The sequence below is a fragment of the Pseudonocardia sp. OZ21 genome (assembly GCF_059359135.1).
Map to the genome: position 1 here is coordinate 23,838 of NZ_JCADBN010000024.1, position 21,251 is coordinate 45,088.

The 21,251-nt window shown below is 72.7% G+C and carries 20 protein-coding genes; 5 read left to right on the top strand and 15 right to left on the bottom strand.

Translation table 11 applies throughout. The annotated features are described in order from the left end of the window. Positions 1 to 39: 39 nt before the first annotated feature. From AC5L35_RS34225 to AC5L35_RS34245, 5 genes are read right to left on the bottom strand one after another with little or no spacing between them, the layout of a single operon-like run. Positions 40 to 927, bottom strand: a complete 888-nt coding sequence (locus tag AC5L35_RS34225; RefSeq protein WP_495063894.1) for a dihydrodipicolinate synthase family protein — start codon at positions 925 to 927, stop codon at positions 40 to 42. Positions 928 to 964: 37 nt separating this feature from the next. Further along, positions 965 to 1,219 (bottom strand): hypothetical protein, encoded by a 255-nt coding sequence (locus tag AC5L35_RS34230; protein ID WP_495063895.1) that lies wholly within the window; start codon positions 1,217 to 1,219, stop codon positions 965 to 967. A 30-nt stretch (positions 1,220 to 1,249) separates the two neighbouring features. Further along, positions 1,250 to 2,017 carry an ABC transporter ATP-binding protein gene (locus AC5L35_RS34235; RefSeq protein ID WP_495063896.1) on the bottom strand — a complete coding sequence of 256 codons (768 nt, stop codon included), beginning with the start codon at positions 2,015 to 2,017 and terminating at the stop codon, positions 1,250 to 1,252. Next, complete coding sequence (locus AC5L35_RS34240; RefSeq protein WP_495063897.1) at positions 2,010 to 2,798, bottom strand: ABC transporter permease; 789 nt, start codon at positions 2,796 to 2,798, stop codon at positions 2,010 to 2,012. The genes AC5L35_RS34235 and AC5L35_RS34240 overlap by 8 nt, the downstream gene beginning before the upstream one ends. Continuing rightward, positions 2,795 to 3,835: an ABC transporter substrate-binding protein gene (locus tag AC5L35_RS34245; protein ID WP_495063898.1), complete on the bottom strand. Its 1,041-nt coding sequence runs from the start codon at positions 3,833 to 3,835 to the stop codon at positions 2,795 to 2,797. Before AC5L35_RS34245 ends, AC5L35_RS34240 begins: the two co-directional genes overlap by 4 nt. Positions 3,836 to 4,534: 699 nt before the next feature. Here AC5L35_RS34245 and AC5L35_RS34250 point away from each other — a divergent pair. Then, the gene (locus AC5L35_RS34250) at positions 4,535 to 4,675 is read left to right on the top strand and encodes a hypothetical protein (protein WP_169396424.1); all 141 of its coding nucleotides are present in this window, start codon (positions 4,535 to 4,537) and stop codon (positions 4,673 to 4,675) included. Between the two features lie 81 nt (positions 4,676 to 4,756). Here AC5L35_RS34250 and AC5L35_RS34255 read toward each other — a convergent pair whose 3' ends face one another. From AC5L35_RS34255 to AC5L35_RS34270, 4 genes are all read right to left on the bottom strand, one after another. Then, complete coding sequence (locus AC5L35_RS34255) at positions 4,757 to 5,959, bottom strand: ROK family protein (protein WP_495063899.1); 1,203 nt, start codon at positions 5,957 to 5,959, stop codon at positions 4,757 to 4,759. Continuing rightward, positions 5,956 to 7,431: a sugar ABC transporter permease gene (locus AC5L35_RS34260; RefSeq protein WP_495063900.1), complete on the bottom strand. Its 1,476-nt coding sequence runs from the start codon at positions 7,429 to 7,431 to the stop codon at positions 5,956 to 5,958. Before AC5L35_RS34260 ends, AC5L35_RS34255 begins: the two co-directional genes overlap by 4 nt. Next, positions 7,431 to 8,204: an ATP-binding cassette domain-containing protein gene (locus AC5L35_RS34265; protein ID WP_495063901.1), complete on the bottom strand. Its 774-nt coding sequence runs from the start codon at positions 8,202 to 8,204 to the stop codon at positions 7,431 to 7,433. Before AC5L35_RS34265 ends, AC5L35_RS34260 begins: the two co-directional genes overlap by 1 nt. An 83-nt stretch (positions 8,205 to 8,287) precedes the next feature. Continuing rightward, positions 8,288 to 9,403, bottom strand: a complete 1,116-nt coding sequence (locus AC5L35_RS34270; RefSeq protein WP_495063902.1) for a sugar ABC transporter substrate-binding protein — start codon at positions 9,401 to 9,403, stop codon at positions 8,288 to 8,290. A gap of 320 nt (positions 9,404 to 9,723) precedes the next feature. On the opposite strand from AC5L35_RS34270, the gene AC5L35_RS34275 reads away from it, so the two are divergent. Then, on the top strand, positions 9,724 to 11,403 hold the full coding sequence (locus tag AC5L35_RS34275; protein ID WP_495063903.1) for a CocE/NonD family hydrolase: 1,680 nt from the start codon (positions 9,724 to 9,726) through the stop codon (positions 11,401 to 11,403). Positions 11,404 to 11,571: 168 nt separating this feature from the next. On the opposite strand, the gene AC5L35_RS34280 is transcribed toward AC5L35_RS34275, so the two are convergent. Next, positions 11,572 to 12,396, bottom strand: a complete 825-nt coding sequence (locus tag AC5L35_RS34280) for an N-acyl homoserine lactonase family protein (protein ID WP_495063904.1) — start codon at positions 12,394 to 12,396, stop codon at positions 11,572 to 11,574. A gap of 48 nt (positions 12,397 to 12,444) precedes the next feature. Beyond that, positions 12,445 to 12,624 carry a hypothetical protein gene (locus AC5L35_RS34285; protein ID WP_495063905.1) on the bottom strand — a complete coding sequence of 60 codons (180 nt, stop codon included), beginning with the start codon at positions 12,622 to 12,624 and terminating at the stop codon, positions 12,445 to 12,447. A gap of 310 nt (positions 12,625 to 12,934) precedes the next feature. Here AC5L35_RS34285 and AC5L35_RS34290 point away from each other — a divergent pair, with 310 nt between their 5' ends. Further along, positions 12,935 to 13,528, top strand: a complete 594-nt coding sequence (locus tag AC5L35_RS34290; protein ID WP_495063906.1) for a hypothetical protein — start codon at positions 12,935 to 12,937, stop codon at positions 13,526 to 13,528. A 283-nt stretch (positions 13,529 to 13,811) separates the two neighbouring features. Here the strand turns inward: AC5L35_RS34290 and AC5L35_RS34295 are convergent, their stop codons facing one another. Beyond that, on the bottom strand, positions 13,812 to 14,687 hold the full coding sequence (locus AC5L35_RS34295) for an EamA family transporter (protein WP_495063907.1): 876 nt from the start codon (positions 14,685 to 14,687) through the stop codon (positions 13,812 to 13,814). Positions 14,688 to 14,975: 288 nt separating this feature from the next. Between AC5L35_RS34295 and AC5L35_RS34300 the strand changes: the two genes are divergently transcribed. Beyond that, positions 14,976 to 15,161, top strand: coding sequence for a DUF7455 domain-containing protein (locus tag AC5L35_RS34300; protein ID WP_169396434.1), 186 nt, complete (start codon positions 14,976 to 14,978; stop codon positions 15,159 to 15,161). A 117-nt stretch (positions 15,162 to 15,278) separates the two neighbouring features. Here the strand turns inward: AC5L35_RS34300 and AC5L35_RS34305 are convergent, their stop codons facing one another. Next, complete coding sequence (locus tag AC5L35_RS34305; protein WP_495063908.1) at positions 15,279 to 16,994, bottom strand: DEAD/DEAH box helicase; 1,716 nt, start codon at positions 16,992 to 16,994, stop codon at positions 15,279 to 15,281. A 430-nt stretch (positions 16,995 to 17,424) separates the two neighbouring features. Between AC5L35_RS34305 and AC5L35_RS34310 the strand changes: the two genes are divergently transcribed. Further along, positions 17,425 to 19,140 carry a PHA/PHB synthase family protein gene (locus AC5L35_RS34310; protein ID WP_495063909.1) on the top strand — a complete coding sequence of 572 codons (1,716 nt, stop codon included), beginning with the start codon at positions 17,425 to 17,427 and terminating at the stop codon, positions 19,138 to 19,140. 13 nt (positions 19,141 to 19,153) lie between these two features. On the opposite strand, the gene AC5L35_RS34315 is transcribed toward AC5L35_RS34310, so the two are convergent. Both AC5L35_RS34315 and AC5L35_RS34320 read right to left on the bottom strand, forming a co-directional pair. Continuing rightward, on the bottom strand, positions 19,154 to 20,377 hold the full coding sequence (locus tag AC5L35_RS34315; protein ID WP_495063910.1) for an alpha/beta fold hydrolase: 1,224 nt from the start codon (positions 20,375 to 20,377) through the stop codon (positions 19,154 to 19,156). A 64-nt stretch (positions 20,378 to 20,441) separates the two neighbouring features. Then, positions 20,442 to 21,233, bottom strand: a complete 792-nt coding sequence (locus tag AC5L35_RS34320; RefSeq protein WP_495063911.1) for an SDR family NAD(P)-dependent oxidoreductase — start codon at positions 21,231 to 21,233, stop codon at positions 20,442 to 20,444. Positions 21,234 to 21,251: the final 18 nt, after the last annotated feature.

The following is a 21,251-nucleotide window of genomic DNA, read 5'->3' on the forward strand; positions in this document are numbered from 1 at the left end:
ACGTACGGCTCGCGGCGATCACCCGGATCCGGCGACGGGTCAGGCCACGGGCGCCCCGGCGGCCGCCACCAGGCGGTCGATCCGTTCTCGCCTCCCGGCGCTCACCAGCGGCGCGGGCATCCGCATGACCTCGGTGCCGATGCCCTGCCGGGTCAGCGCGTACTTGATCGCCTCCGGGCTGCCGGCGAGCGTGGCGGCCACCTCGTCGGCCTCGGCCTGGGCCGTGCGCTCGGCCTCGGCGTCCCCGCGCGCGACGGCGTCCGCGAGCGCGGCGAGCGGCGCCGGGAACGCGGAGGAGAGCCCCGAGACGACGCCCCGGCCCCCGGCCCGGACGGCCGCGGCCAGCGCGGAGTCGTGGCCCGTCCAGAGCGGGGTGCCGGTCGGCAGCGCCGCCACGAACTCGGCCAGCAGGCCGGCCGCGGCACCGCTCAGCTTCGCGCCGGCGAGCCCGGTCTCCGCGGCCGTACGCGCGAACACCTCGGCGTCCGCCGCGACGCCGGTGCGGTCGGGGAACAGGTAGCCGTACACCACGGCGTCCCCGGCGGCAGCGGTGATCGCGGCGAAGTGCCGCGTGACCGCGTCGGTGTCGACGGCCAGGTAGTACGGCGTGATCGCCGCGAGGCGGGACGCCCCGAGTGCCACGGCGTCGCGGGCGAGCGTGACAGCGTCCCGGGTGGCGGCCGCCCCGATGTGGGCCACCACGCGGTCCGGGCCGAATGCCTCGAGGGCGAGACCGACGAGGTCACGGCGCTCGGCGCGGTGCAGGGCCGGGAACTCGCCGGTCGTGCCGGCGACGAAGACGCCGTCCACACGGCCCACCAAACCGGTGAGCAAGGCCCTGTTGGCCGCGGTGTCGATCTCACCTGACTCGTCGACGAGCGTGGGGACCGCGGCCAGCACGTCGGCGCGGGGGGTGTGAGCGGGCATGCCCGCGACTGTAATCGGGAGGTGCTCCCCGGTGGCGCTACGACGGCCCGCCGGAACGGGCCGGGGCCGGCCAGGTGAGGTACCGGTAGTTCGCGGGCCGCAGCCGCATCGCGTGCAGCACGATCACGGGGTCCCCCGGCGCCACCACCACCTCGATCAGGTCGCGGGCGTCCGTCAGGCCGATGTGCAGTTCGACGTCGCCCTGCACGACCGTGCGCAGCGGCGCTGCGAGTACCCGGCGGATGTCGTCGGCAGCCACCCCGTGCTTGCGGGCGCTACGGGTCAGTCGCACTCCCGGCATGCTACGAGGACGTTCTGTCGTTCATCGGGAGCGGTCCCGCAGCACCGCGAGCAACTCCTCCTCGATGGCCGCGAACTCCGAGGAGGTGATCAGCCCGATGTCGCGGGGCCGGGGCAGGTCGACGGTCACCTCGCGCCGCACGCGGGTGGGCCGCGGCCCGAGCACCACCACGCGGTCGGACAGGAACACCGCCTCCCGGATGTCGTGCGTGATCAGCAGGACCGTCCAGCCGAAACGGCCGCGCACACCGTCGAGCCAGGTCTGCATGTCCGTGCGGGTGAGCGAGTCCAGCGCGCCGAAGGGCTCGTCGAGCAGCAGCACCGCGCGGTCCTGCACCACCGTGCGCAGCAGCGCGGCCCGCTGGCGCATCCCGCCGGACAGCTCGTACGGGTGGGCCGACTCGAACCCGTCCAGGCCGAACTCGGCGAACAGCGGCCGGGCCTGCTCCCGGGCGGTCCGCCGCGACATCCCGGCCACCTCCAGGCCCAGCGTCGTGTTGTCGAGGACGGTGCGCCACGGGAAGAGCAGATCCTGCTGAGGCATGTACGCGAACGGCTCGACGTGCCCCGTCGCGTCGTCGCCGTCGACGAGCACGCGCCCGGAGTCGGGGCGTTCCAGGCCCGCGATCACGTTGAACAGCGTGGACTTGCCGCAGCCGCTCGGCCCGATCACGGAGACGAACTCACCGGGCGCGACGTCGAAGGTGACCCCGTCGAGCACCGGTAGCCCCGGATAGACCTTGCGCAGGTCGTCGAGCAGCAGCTTGGTCTCGTGGCCCGTCTCAGGCACGGCGGCGCTCCTTCCCGTGCCAGGGGATCACCAGCCGCTGGACGACGTAGGTGAGGACGAACAGCGTGACCGACAGCAGCGCCGTCACCACCACCGCGGCGAGCACCAGGTCGGTGCGGAAGGAGTTCTTCTGCAGGCTCATGAAGATCCCGAGACCCGCCGTGGCGCCGACGTACTCGGCGAAGATCGCTCCGGTGACCGCGTAGGTGATGCCGATGCGCAACGCCGTGAAGAACGAGGGCATCGCGCCCGGCAGCCGCACGTAGCGGAACTGCTTCCAGCGCGACGCGCCCATGCTGCGCAGCAGGTTGGTGGCCTGCCGGTCGGTGGCGGCGAACCCCTCGATCAGCCCGACGGCGATCGGGAAGAACGTGACGAGCGCGATCACCAGCACCTTCGGCAGCAGCCCGAAACCGAACCAGATGATCAGCAGCGGCGCGATCGCGATGATCGGCAGGGTCTGGGACGCCACCAGCAGCGGTGTGAGGGCGCGGCGCAGCCACGGGGAGAAGTCAACGGCCACCGCCAGCACCCAGCCCAGCGCCAGCGACACCCCGAACCCGACGGCCGTGACCTGCAGGGTCGGCAGCGTGTTCGCCCAGAGCTGCTCGCGGAACGCCCAGCCCTGCGTGGCCACCCGCAGCGGCGACGGCAGGATCTGCGGCCGGACGTCGGCCGCCGTGACGTACCACTGCCAGGCCACGAGCCCGAGCGCGACGAGCACGAGCGACGGCACGACCGCCGAGGCCGTGCGCAGCCCGCCGGCCCGTCGCACGCTCACGGTTTCGCCAGGTACTGGTCGGTGAACCAGGTGGAGAAGTCGGGTCGCTGCGTGAGCGGTTTGCCGTCCGGCCCGGTCAGCGCGCCCGAGTCGAAGACCCACCCCGAGAAGCCTGCCCACTTGTCCAGCGTCTGCGTACCGACCTTGCCGGACGGGTCGCGCAGGTACTGCTCGCTGAGCATCTGCTGACTGCGCGTCACGAGCTCCGGCTCGGTGAACACGCCGGGGTTGGCGTCCATCAGCAGCTGGGCGGCCTTGGCGGGGTCGTCGGCGCCGAGCTGGTAGCCGCGCTGCGCCGCCTGCACGAACTTGGCGGCCAGGTCGGGATGGGCCTGCAGCCAGGGGCTGTTGCCGATGAGCAGCACGTTGTAGGCGTCGGGGAAGCCGTAGTCGGTGTAGGAGAAGGTCTTGAGCGGCTGGTTGTGCAGCTCGGCCTCGATGCCCTCCCACGCCATGAACGGCTCGGTGAAGTCGACCTGGCCGTTGTAGAGCGCCTCGTACGCCGAGGTGCCGAGCACCACCGTCGTGAAGTCGCCCTTGCCGCCCGCGTCGCGGATGACGGCCTTCATCTTGGGTTCCTCGCCCGGGCCGCCGAACCCGCCGTAGGTCTTGCCGTCGAGGTCCTTCGGGGAGTTGATGTCGGTCCGGTCGGCCTTCACGGCGATCCGGGTGGCCCAGTGCTGCAGGATCGCCATCACCGACGTGATGTCCGCGCCGGCCGCCTTCGAGAAGGTGAACGAGTCCTGGAAGCTGATGCCGAAGTCGGCGGCGCCTGCCGACACGAGGGTGTCGGGCGAGGTGTTGTTGTACGGGAGGAACTGCACGTCCAGCCCCGCGTCGCGGAACCAGCCCTCCTGCTGCGCCACGTAGAGGCCGGTGTGGTTGGTGTTCGGCGTCCAGTCCAGTGCGACGCGGATCGTCTGGAGGCCTGCCGGGGTCGACCCGCCGCCGCCCCCGGTGCTGGCACACCCGGCCAGCAGGACCGCCAACACGGCGAACAGGACGATGGCGGGCCGATACGGGCGTACGCCGCTCACGAGGGTTCCTCCCTACGCCGGTACTAACCGGGTCAGGTGCGAACGGTCGGCGGCCGGTCCTGCCGCCCTCTCAGCCTCGGAACGCGGGCTCCCGCGGGTCGCAGGAAGGATACGCAACCACGGCGACCGGTGCAGCGCCCCGGGGTCTGCATCCCCGCCACGGCGCGATCCCGTGTACGCCCGCTCCCACAGCCCGCTGAGCAGCCGCGCCGGGCGCAGCCGCGGGTGCGCGTTGATCACGGGGCCGGGCCAACCGGCCGATCGCGCGCCTGCGCCCGCCGAGTCGCTGCTCGGTGACCGTGATCGCCCCCGCCCGCGAGTCGCCCGGTTCGCCCCCGCGAGTCGCCCGATTTCCGTGCGCGAGTCGCCCGGAATCCGCGGGCCGGCGTGGACGACCGCGCGAACCGCACGTGAGCGCCCTTTGGCGGGCCGAGAAGCGCGGTTCACCGTGATCTTCAGCCAGCCCCGGGTCCTTGATCGCCGCGAACCGCACGTGGGCGCCCTTCGAGGGGCCGTGGCGTGCGGCTCGGAGCGGTCTCCAACCGGCCGCGCGGCGGGCGGGGAACCGGGGTGCGGACGGTCGGTTCGGTCACCACCTGCTGCCGCCCACCGACACGATCGCGCCGCCCAACTCCTCCGCAGTATGACGCGTAACACACTGATCGCTCTCTGCGAGCAGGCTCTCACTGGAGGTGACATATGACGACTGCAATGTGGCTCATCCTGGCGGTAGGGGTGTTCGCCGGGATGTTCATCGGGCGCTGGTGGGCAGAGGTCAAGAGGGCCAACTACGACATGGACAAGACCTGGCAGGCTCGCCGCAACTACCGCGACGGCTGACAACCCGACGGCTACGAGAACGACCGCGAGAACAAGAACAACCGCTACCCCTGACGCCGCGCCTGCTCCCCCCGGAAGCGCTCAGACGGTGCCGAGGATCGGTTCGAAGGCCAGCTCGGCCGCGCCGACGAGCTTCGCGTCGCGGCCGAGCGGGCTCGTCTCGATCCGGGTGCCGCCCACGGCACGGCTCACGAGGCTGCGCTCGTGCACCATCGCGCGGACCTCCGCCACCACGGCCGGTGGCAGCGCGGTGAACAGGTCTCCGAGCACCACCAGCTCCGGAGCCATCATGTTCACCACGGTGACGAGCCCGGTGGCGAGCCACTCGGCGAACTCGTCGAGCGGGCCGGGGAGCGGGACGGTGGCGAGCGACCGGAGCTCCGCCACCACCACGCCACGCGGGGTGTCCTCGGCGAGCCCGAGGGCGCGGCACAGTGCCGCCTCCCCGACCTCCGTCTCCCAGCAGCCCCGGGACCCGCAGTAACAGGGCCTGCCCCCGGGCCGGACGACGAGGTGGCCGAGCTCGCCGACGTACCCGCGCGTGCCACGCAGCGGCACCCCCGCGGAGATCACGCCGCCGCCCACGCCCTTGTCCGCCGAGATGTAGACGAGGTCGTCCACATCGCGGGCGTCGCCGCGGACGTGCTCGGCGAGCGCTCCGAGCTCGGCGTCGTTCGCCACCTGCACGGGCACCTTCAGCACCGTGACCAGCCGCGCGCCGAGCGCGATGTCGCGCCAGCCCAGGTTGGGTGCCTCGTGGACGAAGCCGTCGTCGCGCCGGACCACGCCCGGCACCGACACCCCCACGCCCAGCGCGGTCACCGCCAGCTCGTCGGCGAGCAGCTGAGCCGACTCCGCGACGTGGGTGATCACCTCGCCGGGGGTCCGGGTGCGGTTGTGCAGGTTCCAGCTGTGCCGTCCGAGCACCTGCCCGCCGATGCCGACCATCGACATCGCCACCTGCTCGACCCGGACGTCGACGGCGAGCACCACGGCCGCCTCCGGCTCGGGCAGCACCATCAGGGAGGGCCGGCCCGCGCCGTTGCGCTGGGCAGGCAGCGCCTCGGTGACGACCCCGCTCTCCGCGAGGCCGTCGACCACCGCCTTGATCGTGCTGCGGTTGAGTCCGAGCTCGCTGGCGAGGGTGGCCCGCGTACACGGGCCGTCGACGTGCAGTCGTCGCAACAGTGCTGCGCGGTTGTGCCGCCTGGCCTCGTCGGGCCGGGCACCCGCGGTGGCGGCGGACGGGCCGCCGCCACCGTCGCCACCCCAGGTGCGACTCACCTGCCGGCGACCGCCGAGCGCCGCCGCGACAGCACGTCCACCCCCGCAGCCAGGAGCAGCACGATCCCGTTGACGAGGAAGACGACGGACGCGGGCTGACCGAGCAGGCCGAGACCGTTGTTGACCATGGCCAGCACCGCACCACCGATCACGGCGTTGCTGATCCGGCCGCGGCCGCCGAACAGCGACGTGCCACCGATGACGGCGCCACCGACCGCGAACAGCAGGGTGTTGCCACCACCCGCGCTCGGCGACACCGACCCGACCTTCGACGAGTAGACGATGGCGCCGATCGCCGCGAACGCCGTGGAGATGACGAACACGGCGGCCCGGATGCGGACCACGTCGATACCGGCGCGGCGCGCGGCCTCCCGGTTGCCGCCGACGGCGTACACGTGCCGGCCGAAACGGGTGCGGTCGAGCACGTAGGTGCCTGCCACGAGGAGCACGAGCACGAGCGGCACCACGTACGGGACGCCCGAGATCGGCAGCTGGCCCGGGGAGCGGTTCACCGTGAGCAGGTAGGTCGCCACCGCGGCGAGCACCACCACGGCGATGGTCTTGATCAGCACCAGACCCGTCGGCTGGGCGACGAGCCCGAGCTTGCGCCGCGAGACCTGGCGGTTGAGCATGACCGCCGCGTAACCACCGGCGGCCACGACGAACAGGATCCAGCTGCCGAGCGTGGAGAGGTTGCCGTTGGCCACGGCGGCGATCACGGGGTCGCGCAGACCCAGCGTGCCGCCGTCACCGATCAGCTGCAGGATCACGCCCTGCCAGGCGATGAACAACGCCAGCGTCACGACGAACGACGGCATGCCGACTTTCGCGACCAGGAAGCCGGTGAGGCAGCCGATCACCACGCCGACCAGGACGGCGAGCAGCATCTCGAGCCACGGGTTCGGCGGGAACCCGATGAGCAGGAGCAGCAGCGCTCCCGCGGAGGCGATCGCGCCCGCCCAGATCCGCAGCAGCACCGCCAGCACGATCGCGACGACGATGACCGCCGCGAAGAGCAGGAAGACGGGGGTGCCCATCGCACCGAGCAGGTTGCCGCTGCTCACGAGGTGCAGCGCCATCACCGAGGCGGTGAGGCCGGACGCCGTGCCCGCCGCGAGGTCGATCTCGCCGGTGAGCAGGACGAACACCAGACCCATCGCGATGATGGTCTGCCCGGCGCCCTGCTGGAGCAGGTTGGCCAGGTTCAGCAGGCTGGGGAACGTGTCCGGCGCGAGCGCCGTGAAGAGGATGAACAGGGCCAGCAGGCCGAGCAGGGCGGGCAGGGCGCCGAGGTCGCCGCTGCGCAGGCTCATCAGGTAGCCGCGGATCGCCTCGCCCGTGGACTTCGCGGTGGTGTCGATGCCGAAGTCGGCCGAGCGCGCGGACGCCGGTGCCGCACGCTCGGCCGCGCTCGTCTCCTGGGCCTTCTGCTCCGTCTGGGCCTTCTCGGGGCCCTCGGTGGGTGCCGTCATCAGACCGTCACGCTTTCGGGTCGCTGCAGGCCGAGATCCCCGGAACGGCCCGCGGTGATCAGCTCGACGGCCTGCGTGTTGGTGATGTCCTTGGTGGGCACCTGGGCCACCATCCGGCCCAGGTACAGGGTGGCGATGCGGTCGGAGACCTCGAAGACGTCAGCCATGTTGTGGCTGATCAGCACGACACCGAGGCCCTGCTCGGCGAGTCGCCTGATGAGGTCGAGCACCTGACGGGTCTGGGCGACGCCCAGCGCAGCCGTCGGCTCGTCGAGCAGCACCACCTTGGAGTCCCAGAGCACGGCCTTGGCGATGGCGACGGTCTGCCGCTGCCCGCCGGACAGCGCCGCGACGGGCATCCGGACGGACGTCACCGTGCGCACGGACAGCGACGCGAGGGTCCGCCGGGCGGCCTGCTCCATGTCGGCCTCGTCGAGCAGCCACGACTTGCCGCGCTCCCGGCCGAGGAACATGTTCTGGACGATGTCGAGGTTGTCGGCCAGCGCGAGGTCCTGGTAGACGACCTCGATGCCGAGCTTCGCGGCGTCGGTGGGCGCGTTGAGCGTCACCGGGTTGCCGTTGAACACCACGTCGCCGCTGTCGATCGGGTGGATCCCGGCGACGCACTTCACGAGCGTCGACTTGCCGGCGCCGTTGTCCCCGACGAGTGCGGTGACCTCGCCGGCGCGGACGGTGAGGTCCACGTCGTGCAGCACCTGGACCGCGCCGAAGCTCTTGTTCACCCCGCGCAGCTGCAGGATCGGGTCAGTCATGCGGGCACCTCCGGTGCCCGTGCGCGGGTGCCGCCACCCGGTGCCACTACCGGACGACGGCACCCGCGCACGAGGGTCGAGTGTTACTTGATACCGAGCTGGTCGCAGGCGGCCTGAGTGGCGGGCACGCAGATCTCCGAGGCCTTGACGGCACCGGCGTCGACCACGGTCTTGACGTTGTCCTTGGTGATGAGCTGCGGCGTGAGCAGCACCGACTTGACGTCGCGGTTGCCCGTCGGGTCCTTCTCGGTCTGCGTCGCGATCGCGTCGGCGGCTGCCGTGTCGCCCTTCGCCAGCGCGGCGGCGAGCTTGGCGGTGGCCTCGGCCTCCTGGTCGATCGGCTTGTAGACCGTCATGTACTGGTCGCCGCGCAGGATGGCCTGGAGGCCGTCGGGGGTGGCGTCCTGGCCGGTCACCGGGACCTTGCCGTTGAGGCCGTACTTGGTGAGCACGGTGATGATGGCGCCCGCGAGGCCGTCGTTGGCGGCGACGACGCCGTCGACCTTGCCGCCGTTGCTCGTGAGGATCTGCTCGAACGTGGTGCCGCCCTGCTGGTTGTCCCAGTTGTCGATGGGCTGCGACTGCACCAGCTTGAGGGTGCCGTTGTCGTACAGCGGCTTGAGGATGTTCTCCTGGCCGTTGTGGAACAGGGTGGCGTTGTTGTCGGTGGGAGCGCCCTCGATCTCGATCACCTGGCCGCCCTGCTTGCCCGTGAGCGCCTGGGCGAGACCCTGGCCCTGCAGCTCACCGACCTTGGTGTTGTCGAACGAGACGTAGTAGTCGCTGGTGCCGCCGAGGTTGAGGCGGTCGTAGTCGATCACGGGGATGCCCTGGGCCTTGGCCTTCGCGGCGACAGCGGCACCGGAGTCGCTGCTGATCGACGCGATGACCAGCACCTTGACCCCGCTGGAGATCATGCCGTCGGCGAGGGTCGAGAACTTCTGCTCGTCACCCTGCGCGTTCTGGATGTCGGCGTCGAGGCCCTGGGCCTGCATCGCCGCCGTGAGGAGCGGCTTGTCGAAGCCCTCCCAGCGGGCGGAGCTGGCGGTCTCGGGGAGGATCACGCCGACCTTGACCCCGCCGGCCGGAGCAGAGCTCGCGGACGGCGCGGACGGGGCGGCGGCGTTCTGACCGCACGCGGCGAGCGTGAGGGCGAGCCCCAGCCCCGCGGCCGCGATCGCGGCTCTCCTGATGCGCATTGATCGTCCTTCCACAGCGTCGGGGATCCCCGCGGGTGCGGGGGAATGTTGTGACGGACAACGTATGTCCCCCAACGGAGTGGCGCCAAGCACACTGGATCGTTCAAGTCGTCACTGTGTGGTCACGATTTCGTGACGACCACCCGAGTTTGTTGTCGCGGTCACCCTGTGTGGCAGAAAACAGCTTCATCCGGGACGACGCGTCCGTCCGGATTGCGGCAAAGTCACGTTCCCGCCGACCCGTTGCGGGAAAGTGGCGTTGCTGCAATTCCGGCGCCGGCCCTCCCGGCCCGCGCCCCGGCTCAACGACGAGGAGAGCGATGACGACGACGGTCGAGCCGAGCCCGGACACCAGCCCGCCCGGCCGTGCCGCGCGGCTCGTCGACCGGATGGTCTCCGCGCTGGTGCTGCGCCGGCCCGAGGAGTCGGGGTACACGGTCACCCGCGGGCTGCGGGTCCCGATGCGCGACGGCACCCACCTCGTCGCCGACCTCTACTCGCCGACCACCACACCCGCGCTCGGCACGGTGCTCGTCCGCGGCCCGTACGGCCGGGGGTCGGTGTTCGCGCTGTTCTCCGCACGGCTGTACGCGGCACGCGGCTACCACGTGCTGCTGCAGAGCTGCCGGGGCACGTTCGGCTCCGGCGACGTGTTCACCCCGATGCGGCACGAGATCGACGACGGCCACGACACGGTGGCCTGGATGCGGGAGCAACCGTGGTTCGACGGGCAGTTCGCCACGCTCGGACCGTCCTACCTCGGGTTCACGCAGTGGGCGCTGCTCATGGATCCGCCGCCGGAACTGCGCACGGCGGTGCTGAGCGTGGCCCCGCACGACTTCCACCGCGCGGTGCACGGAGCCGGCGCGTTCTCCCTCGGCGACTTCTTCGGGTGGAGCGAGATGGTGGCCCACCAGGAGGTCGCCACCGGCGGACAGGCTCTCCTGCGCGCCGCCACGGCGGCCCGGCGCCTGCGGCCGGCCTTCCACGACCTGCCGCTGGTATCCGCCGGGCAGGCGCTGCTCTCCGGCCGCGCACCCTGGTACCCGGACTGGGCGTCACGACCGGACGCGGACGACCCGTTCTGGGAGAACATGCGCCTCGACGCCGCGCTCGACCGGGTGCAGGTCCCGGTACTGATGATCGGCGGCTGGCAGGACCTGTTCCTCGACCAGACCCTCGCCGGGTACGAGCACCTGCACCGCCGCGGCGTCGACGTCGGCCTGACCGTCGGTCCGTGGACCCACACCGACGTGGCCGGGAAGGCGAGCGGTGTCGTCGCGCGCGAGACCCTCGACTGGCTGGGCGAGCACCTCGCCGGCCGTCCCGGCACGCGCCGACCGGCCCCCGTCCGCATCCACGTCGGCGGTGCCGACGGTGGCTGGCGCGGCCTGCCGGAGTGGCCGCCACCAGCAGGCCACCAGGTGCTGCACCTGCAGCCCGGAGGCGCGCTGGGCAGCGACGCACCGGCCGCGAGCGCCGTACCCGCCATGTTCACCTACAACCCCGACCACCCGACCCCGTCGGTCGGTGGCCGGGTGCTGGCCGGCGGCAGCGGCGTGCAGGACAACCGCGCGCTCGAGGCCCGGACGGACGTCGTGACGTTCACCGGGGAGCCGCTGCCCGCGGACCTGGAGGTCGTCGGGAGCCCCGTGGTGGAGCTCGCCCACACCAGCGACAACCCGCAAGCCGACCTGTTCGTCCGCATCTGCGACGTGGACGCGAAGGGCCGTTCCCGCAACGTCTCCGACGGCTTCGTGCGCCTCGTCGACGCGGACCGGGCCGATCGGGTCGTGCGGGTGGACCTCGACGCGATGGCCCACCGGTTCGCGGCGGGGCACCGGATCCGGCTGCTCGTGGCAGGCGGCGCGCACCCGCGCTTCGCCCGCAACCTGGGCACGGACGAACCCCCCGCCAGCGGCACCCGGACGCAGCCGTCGCACCGGACGATCGCGGTGGACGGCCGCTCACGCCTCCTGCTTCCCGTGGCAGCCCCCTGACGGGGCGTCCTCGCGGCTGTAGGCGTGCTCGGCGGCGGCGGCTCCGCTCATGACGTTGAGGTACTTGCGGCCGATGCTCCGCGGCCGAGACGGGTGATCAGCTCGTCCAGCTGCGCGGTCGCCGGCGCCCTGCAGGCCGCGACGGTGGCCGCAGTGTGAGCGCCGCGTTCACCGGGCCGGCGTCCGGCCGAACCGTGTGGACAGCTCGCTGGTGAGCGCGGGCCAGACGACCGGGTCGTGGCCGGGGATCAGCGGGTAGCCCCGCTCGGCCGCGATGGCCTTCAGCCTGCGGACCTGCTCGATGCACTCCTCCGGCGTCGCGTCCACGCGCCCGCCGATCGAGACCTCCTGCTCGATGTTCTCGGTGAGGTCGGCGGCGTCGAACGCGAAGACGAAGCCGCCGCCTCCGACGCTCTCGTCCAGGTCCACGACGAAGCTCTGATGGCCCGGGGTGTGCCCGGCGGTCAGCACCGCGGTGACACCGGGAGCGATCTCCACGTCGCCGTCGGCCAGGTGCCAGTCGTGGGCCGGATCGTCGTAGTCGACCCGGCACATCGCGTGCCGCTCGGCCTCGGCGGTGAGCCCGAACTCCAGCTCGCGGCGCTGGCAGTGCACCGGCACGCCGGTGAAGTGCCGCAGGCCGCCCGCGTGGTCCACATGCAGGTGGCTGAGCCCGACCGCGCGCACCTCCGAGATCTCGATGCCGGCGTGCGCGAGCGCCTCCTCCAGCGGCTCCCCCGGCCCCGGGAGGATCGCCCGGTACGTGGGGCGGCCGTGGAAGCGCCTGCGCAGCGCGGCGTCGTGCAGGAGCGCGGTGTTGAAGCCGGTGTCGAGCAGCAGCCAGCCGCCGTCGGCGTGCAGCAGGATCCCGGGGACGGGCTCGCGCATCCGCTCCTGCGCAGGCGCGCCCTCGATCGACACGGCGCGGGGCAGGTCCTCCCAGCCGAGGGTGAGCAGGACGATCTCGCGGATTCCGGATCCACCTCGGGACATGAGTGCTCCAGGCGTTCGTGGGCGGGAGAGGACAGGTACGACGACGGGTCAGGCCGACGGGCCGGCGATGCGCGGCTCCGGGCCGTAGGCGACGCCGGTCCGGCATCCGGTGGCGCCGGCCGTCTCCCCGATCTTCGCGAACACGGGCCGGCGCGACCACGGCGTCCGGCGCTCGGTGTCCTCCCGGGCAGGGGCGCTGCCCCCACGGCTGTCCGTGCGGTCGTACACCGGCCGTCCCGGTTCGTCGACACGATGTCCTGGCGACAACCGGTGAGAGCCTGGGAGCGAGATGCGGGCGAACAACCGGCCATCGGATCGGCCGAGCAGCTGGAGCAGGCCCGCGCCCGGCACCCCGGCCCGGCCCGGGCCGCTCCCTCGCCGCCGGTTCGAGGGCCGGACGCGATCCTGATGCTGCAGCGCGCGGTGGGAACCGCGCGGTGGCCGACCTGCTCAGGGGCGACGCGACGACGCAGCAGGGCACAGCGGTGCAGCGCGTCCCCACGCTGCGGCCGGACACACACGCGTCCCGGCCCGCGCGGTGGACCAGCAGCGGATCTGGAGCGTCCACTTCGGCGCCTCCGACCCTCACCGCGGCGCGAGCAGCGTGCTCGTGGAGCTCGGTCCCGGGATCGACACTCCCGGTGTGTACGGATCCGTTCCCGGTCCGCGCGAGAACACGGCCGTCAACGACCTGAACGCCGGCGGCTCGGCGGCGGTCGACGCGCTGACCGGCCGGTACGGGACGCGCTTCATCAAGGAGCACCTGTTGAACGCCGACCTCGGCGGCCCCGGGGTGAGCGCGAACCTCACGCCGATGACGCTGCAGGGCAACGCGCAGTTCCACGTGCAGGTCGAGCGTCCGCTGAAGGCGGCACGCCGAGTTCTACCAGCGGGACGCCGACCACTGGCTCGGCGTCGGGTACACCGCATACGTGAGAGGCAGAAGTTCCCGCACGGATCCGCCGCGGAGCGGGCCGTCGCCGATGACATCGACGTCTTCGCGAACTGGATCACGAAGCCGAAGTACGGCGGGGACACCGACTTCCTCTCACCGAGCGCGCAGGACCGCCTCGGGCTTCCCGACCTGCCGAACGGCCGCTTCGACCCGGTGACCGGGGCGCGCCTGTTCTGAGCCAGGGTCACGAGGCACCGCCGGCGTGGTGCGCCTCCTGGCTCCTGGCGTGGTCGACCGGTCTCACAGACGTCATCTCCCGCGCGTGTCAGGCCGGCCGCCGGAACATGACGTTCAGGTAACGGGGACACCGTCCACCGGCGGCTCCAGGAGGCCGCAACGGGCCGCAGACGATCCTCGGGCGTGTCGCAGCCGAATCATCCATTCGGCTGCCGAACACACCATTCGGTACAAATCACTCACCGTCTGTGACCGTTCGTCGATTCACTCTCCGTAACCAGCTTTAGGGTGGCGCCGACGCCTCCGGTTCATCCCCTTCGCGGGTCCGGAGGGCGACGGCAACGATCACCGCAGCCGTCCCCACGGCCTCCAGCACGCCCGGGACCTGCCGTAACGCGATCAGACCGACCGCTGTGGCAGTGACCGGCAGGAGCGCCAGCAAGATCGCGAAACGAGCCCGGCCGACTCTCCGCAGCACGATCTGGTCCAGAACGTACGGAACCGCGCTCGACAGCACCCCCAGCCCGAGTCCGAGCGCGAGAACCGCGGGGTCGGCCAGCGCGGTCACCGCTGCCGGACCGCCGGCTACCAGGAGCGGTGACAGCACCACGGAGGCCACCACGAACCCCACCGCAAGATCGTCCAGACCGTTGCCCGCCGTCGCCAACCGCTTCCCGAGCAGGATGTAGACGGCCCACAGCGCCGCGGCCGCAAGCGCCCACAACATCCCCGCCCGGCTGCCTGACCAGCGGACATCCACGATGAGCAGCACCCCGACCGTGGCCAGCACCACCGCACAGACATCGCGCGGCCTGCGCGACGCCACCGCTGCCACCACCACCGGTCCGCAGAACTCCAACGCCACCGCCGTGCCGAGCGGGATCCGGGCGATGGCCTCGTAGAAGGCGATGTTCATCAGCGCCGTGGCCAGTCCGAATGCCACGGCCTGCACGAACCGGGGCCCCTGCCACGCACTGCGGGAGGGGCGCCGCCAGGCGATGAGCACAGCGGCGGCGCCCACCATGCGTAACACCGCCACTGCCGACGGCGACAATCGGGCGAAGAGCTCAACAGCGAGGGCTGCACCGACATACATCGAGGTGGAGCCCACGACGAACAGGGCGGGGGCCGGAACCCGGTCCCGCATACTGACCGTCATGTTGCGGAGCGTAGTCACCCTGCCGAGACTGTTAACACAAGCCATCTTGCGGTGTCACGGCGGGCGCCGCATCATTCACTCCAAGTCAACTGAATCTGCGATTGTCACCGGGGAGCACCACCGCAAGGACCACTCACCGACCACGCTCGGTCACGTGACGGTCGTTGCGGCCCGATCCGGGAACACGTGCAGGGTTCTGTACGTCTGAGAGTGTGGACGCACCGCGCGAGCGGTCGTCGCAGCAAGCGGCGCCGGAGCTATCCGGCGTCGAGACGGAGGGAGACCGCTATGCAGCCAGGAACCCTGACCCGGCCCGAGTTGACCGCCGCTGACCGCTGTGACAGGTGTGGAGCGGCCGCGAAGGTTCGTGCCGTGTTGCCGTCGGGCGGCGAGTTGCTGTTCTGCGGTCACCACGCACGGGCTCACGCAGACAAGCTCCGCGAAATGGAGATCGACGTGCAGTCGGGCAGTTGACGGGGGCCGGCGCAGCCGGCCCTTACCCCAACCGGACCCAGAGCGGGGCGGAGACCTTCGGTCTCCGCCCCGCTGTCATGTCCGGCCCTTCCCGGGCTCGTCAGCCCCAGGGACTCGTCAGCGCCAGGATCGCAGGGTGGCGATCCGCTCCTCGAGCTGTTCGATGCTGGCCATCGCGGTGGGCGGCCCGCCGCAGAGCGTGCGGAGCTCGTTGTGGATCATGCCGTGCGGCTTGTTCGTCCGGTGGTGGTGCAACGCCACCAGCGTGTTGAGCTCCTTGCGGAGTGCCCCCAGCCGCTCCCGGACCGACAGCTGCGGCCGGGCGGCAGGCGGCTCGGGTGCCACGGGAGCCTGCGCGGCGGGCGCCTTGCTCTTCGAGCGGCTCAGCCACTCCTTCTGCCGCTGGCTGAGCAGGGTGCGCACCTGGTCGGGCTCGAGCAGCCCGGGCAGCCCGAGGTAGTCCTCCTCGTCGGCGGAGAACGACCTGCCCTCGTAGATCAGCTGGTCGAGCTCGGCCTGCGCGCCCAGCGCGGTGAACGACTTCTCGTCCTCCCCCGGCTCGTCCTCCTGCCGCTGCGCCTGGGCGAGCAGTTCGTCGTCCCACTGCTCGTCGGCGCGGTGGGGCTTGCCGAGCACGTGGTCGCGCTGGGCCTCCAGCTCACTCGCCAGGCCCAGCAGCACGGGGACACTCGGCACGAACACCGAGGCCGTCTCCCCCGGCCGCCGCGACCGGACGAACCGGCCGACGGCCTGGGCGAAGAACAGCGGTGTGGACGCGCTGGTGGCGTAGACGCCGACCGCGAGCCGCGGCACGTCCACGCCCTCGCTCACCATCCGCACGGCCACCATCCAGCGGTCCTCCGAATCGGAGAACCGGGCGATCCGTGCGGACGCGCCGGGCTCGTCGGACAGCACCACGACGGGGGCGGTGCCCGTCACCTCGGTGAGGATGGCGGCGTAGGCGCGGGCGGTGGTCTGGTCGGAGGCGATCACCAGGCCGCCGGCGTCGGGCATCCCGCCGGCGCGGTGCCCGGTGAGCCGCTTGTCCGCGGCGGCCAGCACGGCGGGGATCCACTCGCCGCCGGGGTCCAGCGCGGTGCGCCACGCGCGCGCCGTCTGTTCGGCCGTCATCGGCTCGCCGAGCCGCGCGGTGATCTCCTCCCCCGCGCTGGTGCGCCAGCTCGACAGGCCCGAGTAGGCCATGAAGACCACCGGCCGCACGACGCCGTCGGCGAGCGCCTCCGCGTAGCCGTAGGAGTGGTCGGCCCGGCTGCGCAGGGCTCCCTCGGCGTCGGGCAGGTAGTCGACGAACGGGATGGGGTTGTCGTCGCTGCGGAACGGGGTGCCGGTGAGCGTCAGCCGGCGGACGGCCGGGTCGAACGCCTCTTTGACCGCGTCGCCCCACGAGCGGGCGTCGCCCGCGTGGTGCACCTCGTCGAGGATCACGAGCGTGCGGCGGTTCTCCGTGCGCGCCTGGTGCAGCAACGGCTGGGCGGCCACACCGGCGTAGGTGACGGCGATGCCGGTGTAGTCCGAGGACGTGCCGCCGGTCGAGTTGCGGAAGTCGGGGTCGATGGCCAGGCCGACCTGGGCGGCGGCCCCGGACCACTGGTGCTTGAGGTGCTCGGTGGGGGTGACGACGGTGATGGAGTCGATCACCCGGTCGGCCAGCAGCTCCGAGGCGACCCGCAGTGCGAACGCCGTCTTGCCCGCGCCGGGGGTCGCGACCGCGAGGAAATCGCGGGGCGCGCCCGCCAGGTACCGGGCGAGTGCGCTGCGCTGCCAGGCCCGGAGCGGACGCGATGAAGGAGCGATCTGCTGGGCCTGGGACACACATCTCCCTCAACGTCGCGCATGCTGGTGCTCGGGATCCGGCCCGTGCGCGAGCCCCGCGTCGGCGCGGGCCCCGGGGGCGGGATCGCGGCGGGTCCTGGGCCGCCGGCGGTCATGGTCAGGGTAACCGGGCGGGGTCGTGTGGCCCGCCATGCCCCGCACCCGCGGGAGCGGCGTGTCGGGTGGTCCATCCTGTGTGCGCGATGACCTCCGACGAACTTCGCGGACCGGGATCCGAAGGGCCCCGGTGGCCCCTCCGGACACTGCGCCGGCGGCGTGCGGACACCCGACTTGCCCTCGGAGCCCCGGCCCGCCCATGCTGCCGGGAGCCGCTCGAGGGACCCGGCGGGCAGAGTGCCGGAGCAGCCCGGGTGACAGGGTGCAGAGTGGGCGGTGTGGTTCAGGACGGCGGAGCCACGGAGGAGTGCAGATGACGAGCGGGCACCCGGGCGGTCGCGGCTCAGGCGGCGCAGGCCTCGATGCCGCCGAGGCCGCACTCGGGCTCGAGCTACTGCTCACCGGCAGCCCCATCGGCCCGCTGGGCCGGGTGCTCCCGCTCGCGCCCGCGGCGCGGCTGGCGGCGGCGCTGGCCGGCAGGCCACTGACCGTGGCCCGGCGGGGCACGGGCCTCGCCGTCGAGCTGGCCCGGATCGGGCTGGGCCGCTCGTCGCTGGCCCCCGCTCCGCAGGACCTGCGGTACACCGATCCCGGGTGGGACCACCCCCTGCTGCGCCGGATCGTGCAGACCCACCTGGCGGCAGGCGCCACGGTGTCCGAGCTCATCGCCGACGCCGAGCTCGACGGCCCCGACGACGAGCGCGTCCGCTCGGCCGTCGGCACCCTCGCCGACGCACTCGCCCCCAGCAACACACCGCTCAACCCGCTCGCGTGGCGCTCCGCGCTCGGCACCGGTGGGGCGAGCATCGTCCGCGGGGCGGCGCGTTTCGTCGGCGATCTCGGCTCGCCACCACGGCTGCCGGCCACCGCCGAGCCCGGCGCGTTCGAGGTCGGCACCGACGTCGCCGCGACGCCGGGCGCGGTCGTGCTCCGCACGCCCGTGTTCGAGCTGATCCAGTACCTGCCGCAGACGGAGGAGGTACGCGACCTCCCGCTGCTCGTGGTGCCGCCGATGGCCACCCGGTACTACCTGGCCGACCTCGCGCCCGACCACAGCGTCGTCGAGCACCTCGTCCGCGGCGGCCAGCAGGTGTTCCTCCTGTCCTGGCGCAACCCCGGCCCCGAGCACTCCTCCTGGGATCTCGACACCTACGGGCAGGCCGTCCTCGACGCGATGGACGCGTGCGAGCACATCACCCGCACCCACCGCACGTCGCTGATGGCCTTCAGCTCATCGGGCGGGACGGTCACGGCGATGCTGCTGGCGCATCTCGCCGCGATCGGCGCGCAGGAGCGGGTGGCGTCGGTGACCTTCGTGGTCGCCGCGCTCGACCGGGAGGAGGCCGACGCCCCGCCCTCCCCGGCCGCCCGACAGGCGGCCGAGGCGGCTGTGGCCGCGTCGCAGCGCCGGGGTCATCTCGACGGCGCCGCGCTGGTCGAGGCCCACGCCTGGGCGCACCCGAACGACCTCGTCTGGCCGTACTGGGTGCACAACTACCTGTGCGGCCAGGCGCCCCCGGCGTCCGAGGACCTGTTCTGGCTCGCCGACACCGTGCGCCTGCCCGCGGGCCTGCATCGCGATCTGGTGGCCGTCGCCCTGGGCAACGCCCTCGCCACCCCGGGGGTGGCCGGCATGCTCGGCACGGCCGTCGACCTCTCGAAGGTCGACAGCGACGCGTACGTGGTGGCCGCCCTGGGTGGCCACTCGGCGGTGTGGAGATCCTGCTACCGCACCACCGGGCTGCTCGGGGGCACCACCCGGTTCGTGCTGGCCACGAGCGGCTCCACCGCCTCGGTGATCGGCCCGCCCGGCACGCCCGCCGCGGGGTTCCGCGTCGCGGACACCACACCGCCTGCCGCCGAACGCTGGCTCGCCGCTGCGCGGCCGGTGCCCGGCTCCTGGTGGTCCGACCACCTGGCGTGGCTCGGCGAGCGCAGCGGCCCGGTCCGGGACGCTCCACCCGAGCTCGGCGGGCGCGGGCTGCACGCGGTGGCCCCCGCCCCCGGGGAGTACGTGTTGCAGCGCTGACCCGGGACCCGCTCTAGCCCTGCCGGCGAGCGGGCAGGGCGAGTTCGAGCGCGAGGGCGGCCCGGATGAGGGGGCCGACCTTGCCCGACGCGCCCCTGCGCGGGAGTGCCGCGATCCGGGGCGTGAGATCCGGCAGCCGTTCCAGACCGCCCGCGGCCAGGACGTGGGCGACGTTGAGCGCGGCGAGCTGGTGGGTGTCCATCGCGCTGTGCCCGAGATCCGGGAGCGGCACGAGCACGGCGCCCGGGATCAGCTCGACGATCCGCTCGGCGATCGGCCGGGGTGTGCGCAGGTCGCGCTCGCCCGACACGATCGCCGTGGGCCAGGCGAAGTGCGGCAGCGCCGCCGGCAGGTCGACGCGCTCGCCCGTGAACGGCGGCGTGTCGGCCGTGTAGTGGGCGAACAGTTCCTGCGGGTCGAGCGGGAGGCCGTCCGGGGCCTCGCCGTAGCCGAGCTCGCCGTGGGTGATGCCCGCGACGAGATCCGGCTCCATCACGAACCGCGTGCCCGGCCCCTCGATCTCCCCGGCCCCCAGCTCGGCGATGCGCCGCCAGGTGCGCAGGGCCCGCCCCGCCAGCCGGGCGGCGAGCAGCCGTTCGAGGACCTCGGGCCCGGCGAACTCGTACACGACCTGCACGACGTGGCTCGCTTCCGGGACCGGGACCTGCTCCGCGTCGAGCAGCTCGCGGAACAGCCCGGCGGCCCGGCCGGTGCCCTTCCACAGGAGGTCGCGGCGGAAGGCACGGATCGTTGCGACGTCGTCCACCGCGGACAGCATCGGGGAGTCGAGCACCATCCCCGCGATCCGTCCGGGATGCCGCACGCCGAACAGCTGCGCGAGGTGGGTGCCGTAGGAGCTGCCGTAGACGACGGCCTGGTCGACGCCGGTCGCGTCGAGTACGGCCGCGAGGTCGTCGGCCGCCGCTTCGGCGGTGACGGCCTCGATCGCCAGGTCGGCGCCGGTGATGTCGCTGCGGGAGAGCCCGACCCCCCGGTGCTCCATCATGATCACATCGAGGCCGCGCTTCACGGCTCGGCGGCGCAGCGCCCGGTAGGGCAGGGCGGACGCCACCCCGGGGCCGCCGGGCACGAGCACGATCGGTGTCCCGCCCTGCCGTCGCGGGCGAAGGTAGGCGATGTCGACCTCACCGTTCCCCGCCGGGCGGCGGACCCAGCCGCCTGCCCCCGCACGCACCTGCTGCTCGGCCAGCGCGCGCACGCCCCTTTTCTCCCCCATGTCCGGACCACGAACGGAAGCCGCGCAGAGTTCCCGGCCGGGCGCGCGACGGGGCCACCACCCCTCAGGGGTTCCCCTTCTCGCGCGCCGCCAGCCACTCCTCGAAGTCGCGGGCGACGATCCGCTGGTCGTGGACCCCGGCGGCGTCCGGGGACGCGAGCCACACGATCGGCGCCCCCATGACCGACGGGTCGAGCAGGTGGCCCCGGAGCTCGTCCGCCGTCCCGGCGGGGATCATCCCGGTGGCGGTCGCCCCACCGGGCAGCAGCATGTTGGACGTGACCGCGGTGCCGGCCAGGTCGGCGGCCATCACCCTGGCCAGCGCCTCCACGGCGGCACCGGAGGGGCCGTAGGGCACGAAGCCGCGGCGGGTCATCGTCTGCTCGTTCATGGAGATCGTGACGATCCGGCCGGCGCCGGCGTCCAGCATCCGCGGCACCACCGCCCGGGCGACCAGAAACGTTCCGGTCGCCTTGGTCTCCAGCACGTCGCGGAAGCCGGCGGGGGTCACGTCCCAGAACGGCTGCGGATCGGTGACGAACCGCGGGTTGACGGTCCGCATCCCGATCCCGGCGTTGTTGACCAGCAGGTCCAGCCCGTTCAGCACCGCATAGGCGCGATCGACCGCCGCCGACACCGAGCCGGGGTCGCGGACGTCGAGCCCGACCCCCGCGGCGCCGGCGCCCAGCTCCGCGGCGGTGGCCTGGGCCCGTTGCGCGTCGCGGCTGGTCACCGCCACCCGGGCACCCGCCTGCACGAGCGCCTGAGCCATCGCCCGGCCCAGGCCGCTCGTGCCACCGGTCACCAGGACCCGGGTGCCGCTCAGCGCGGCCGTCGACTGCTCCGAAGCACTCATGGAACCAACGCTAGGCCG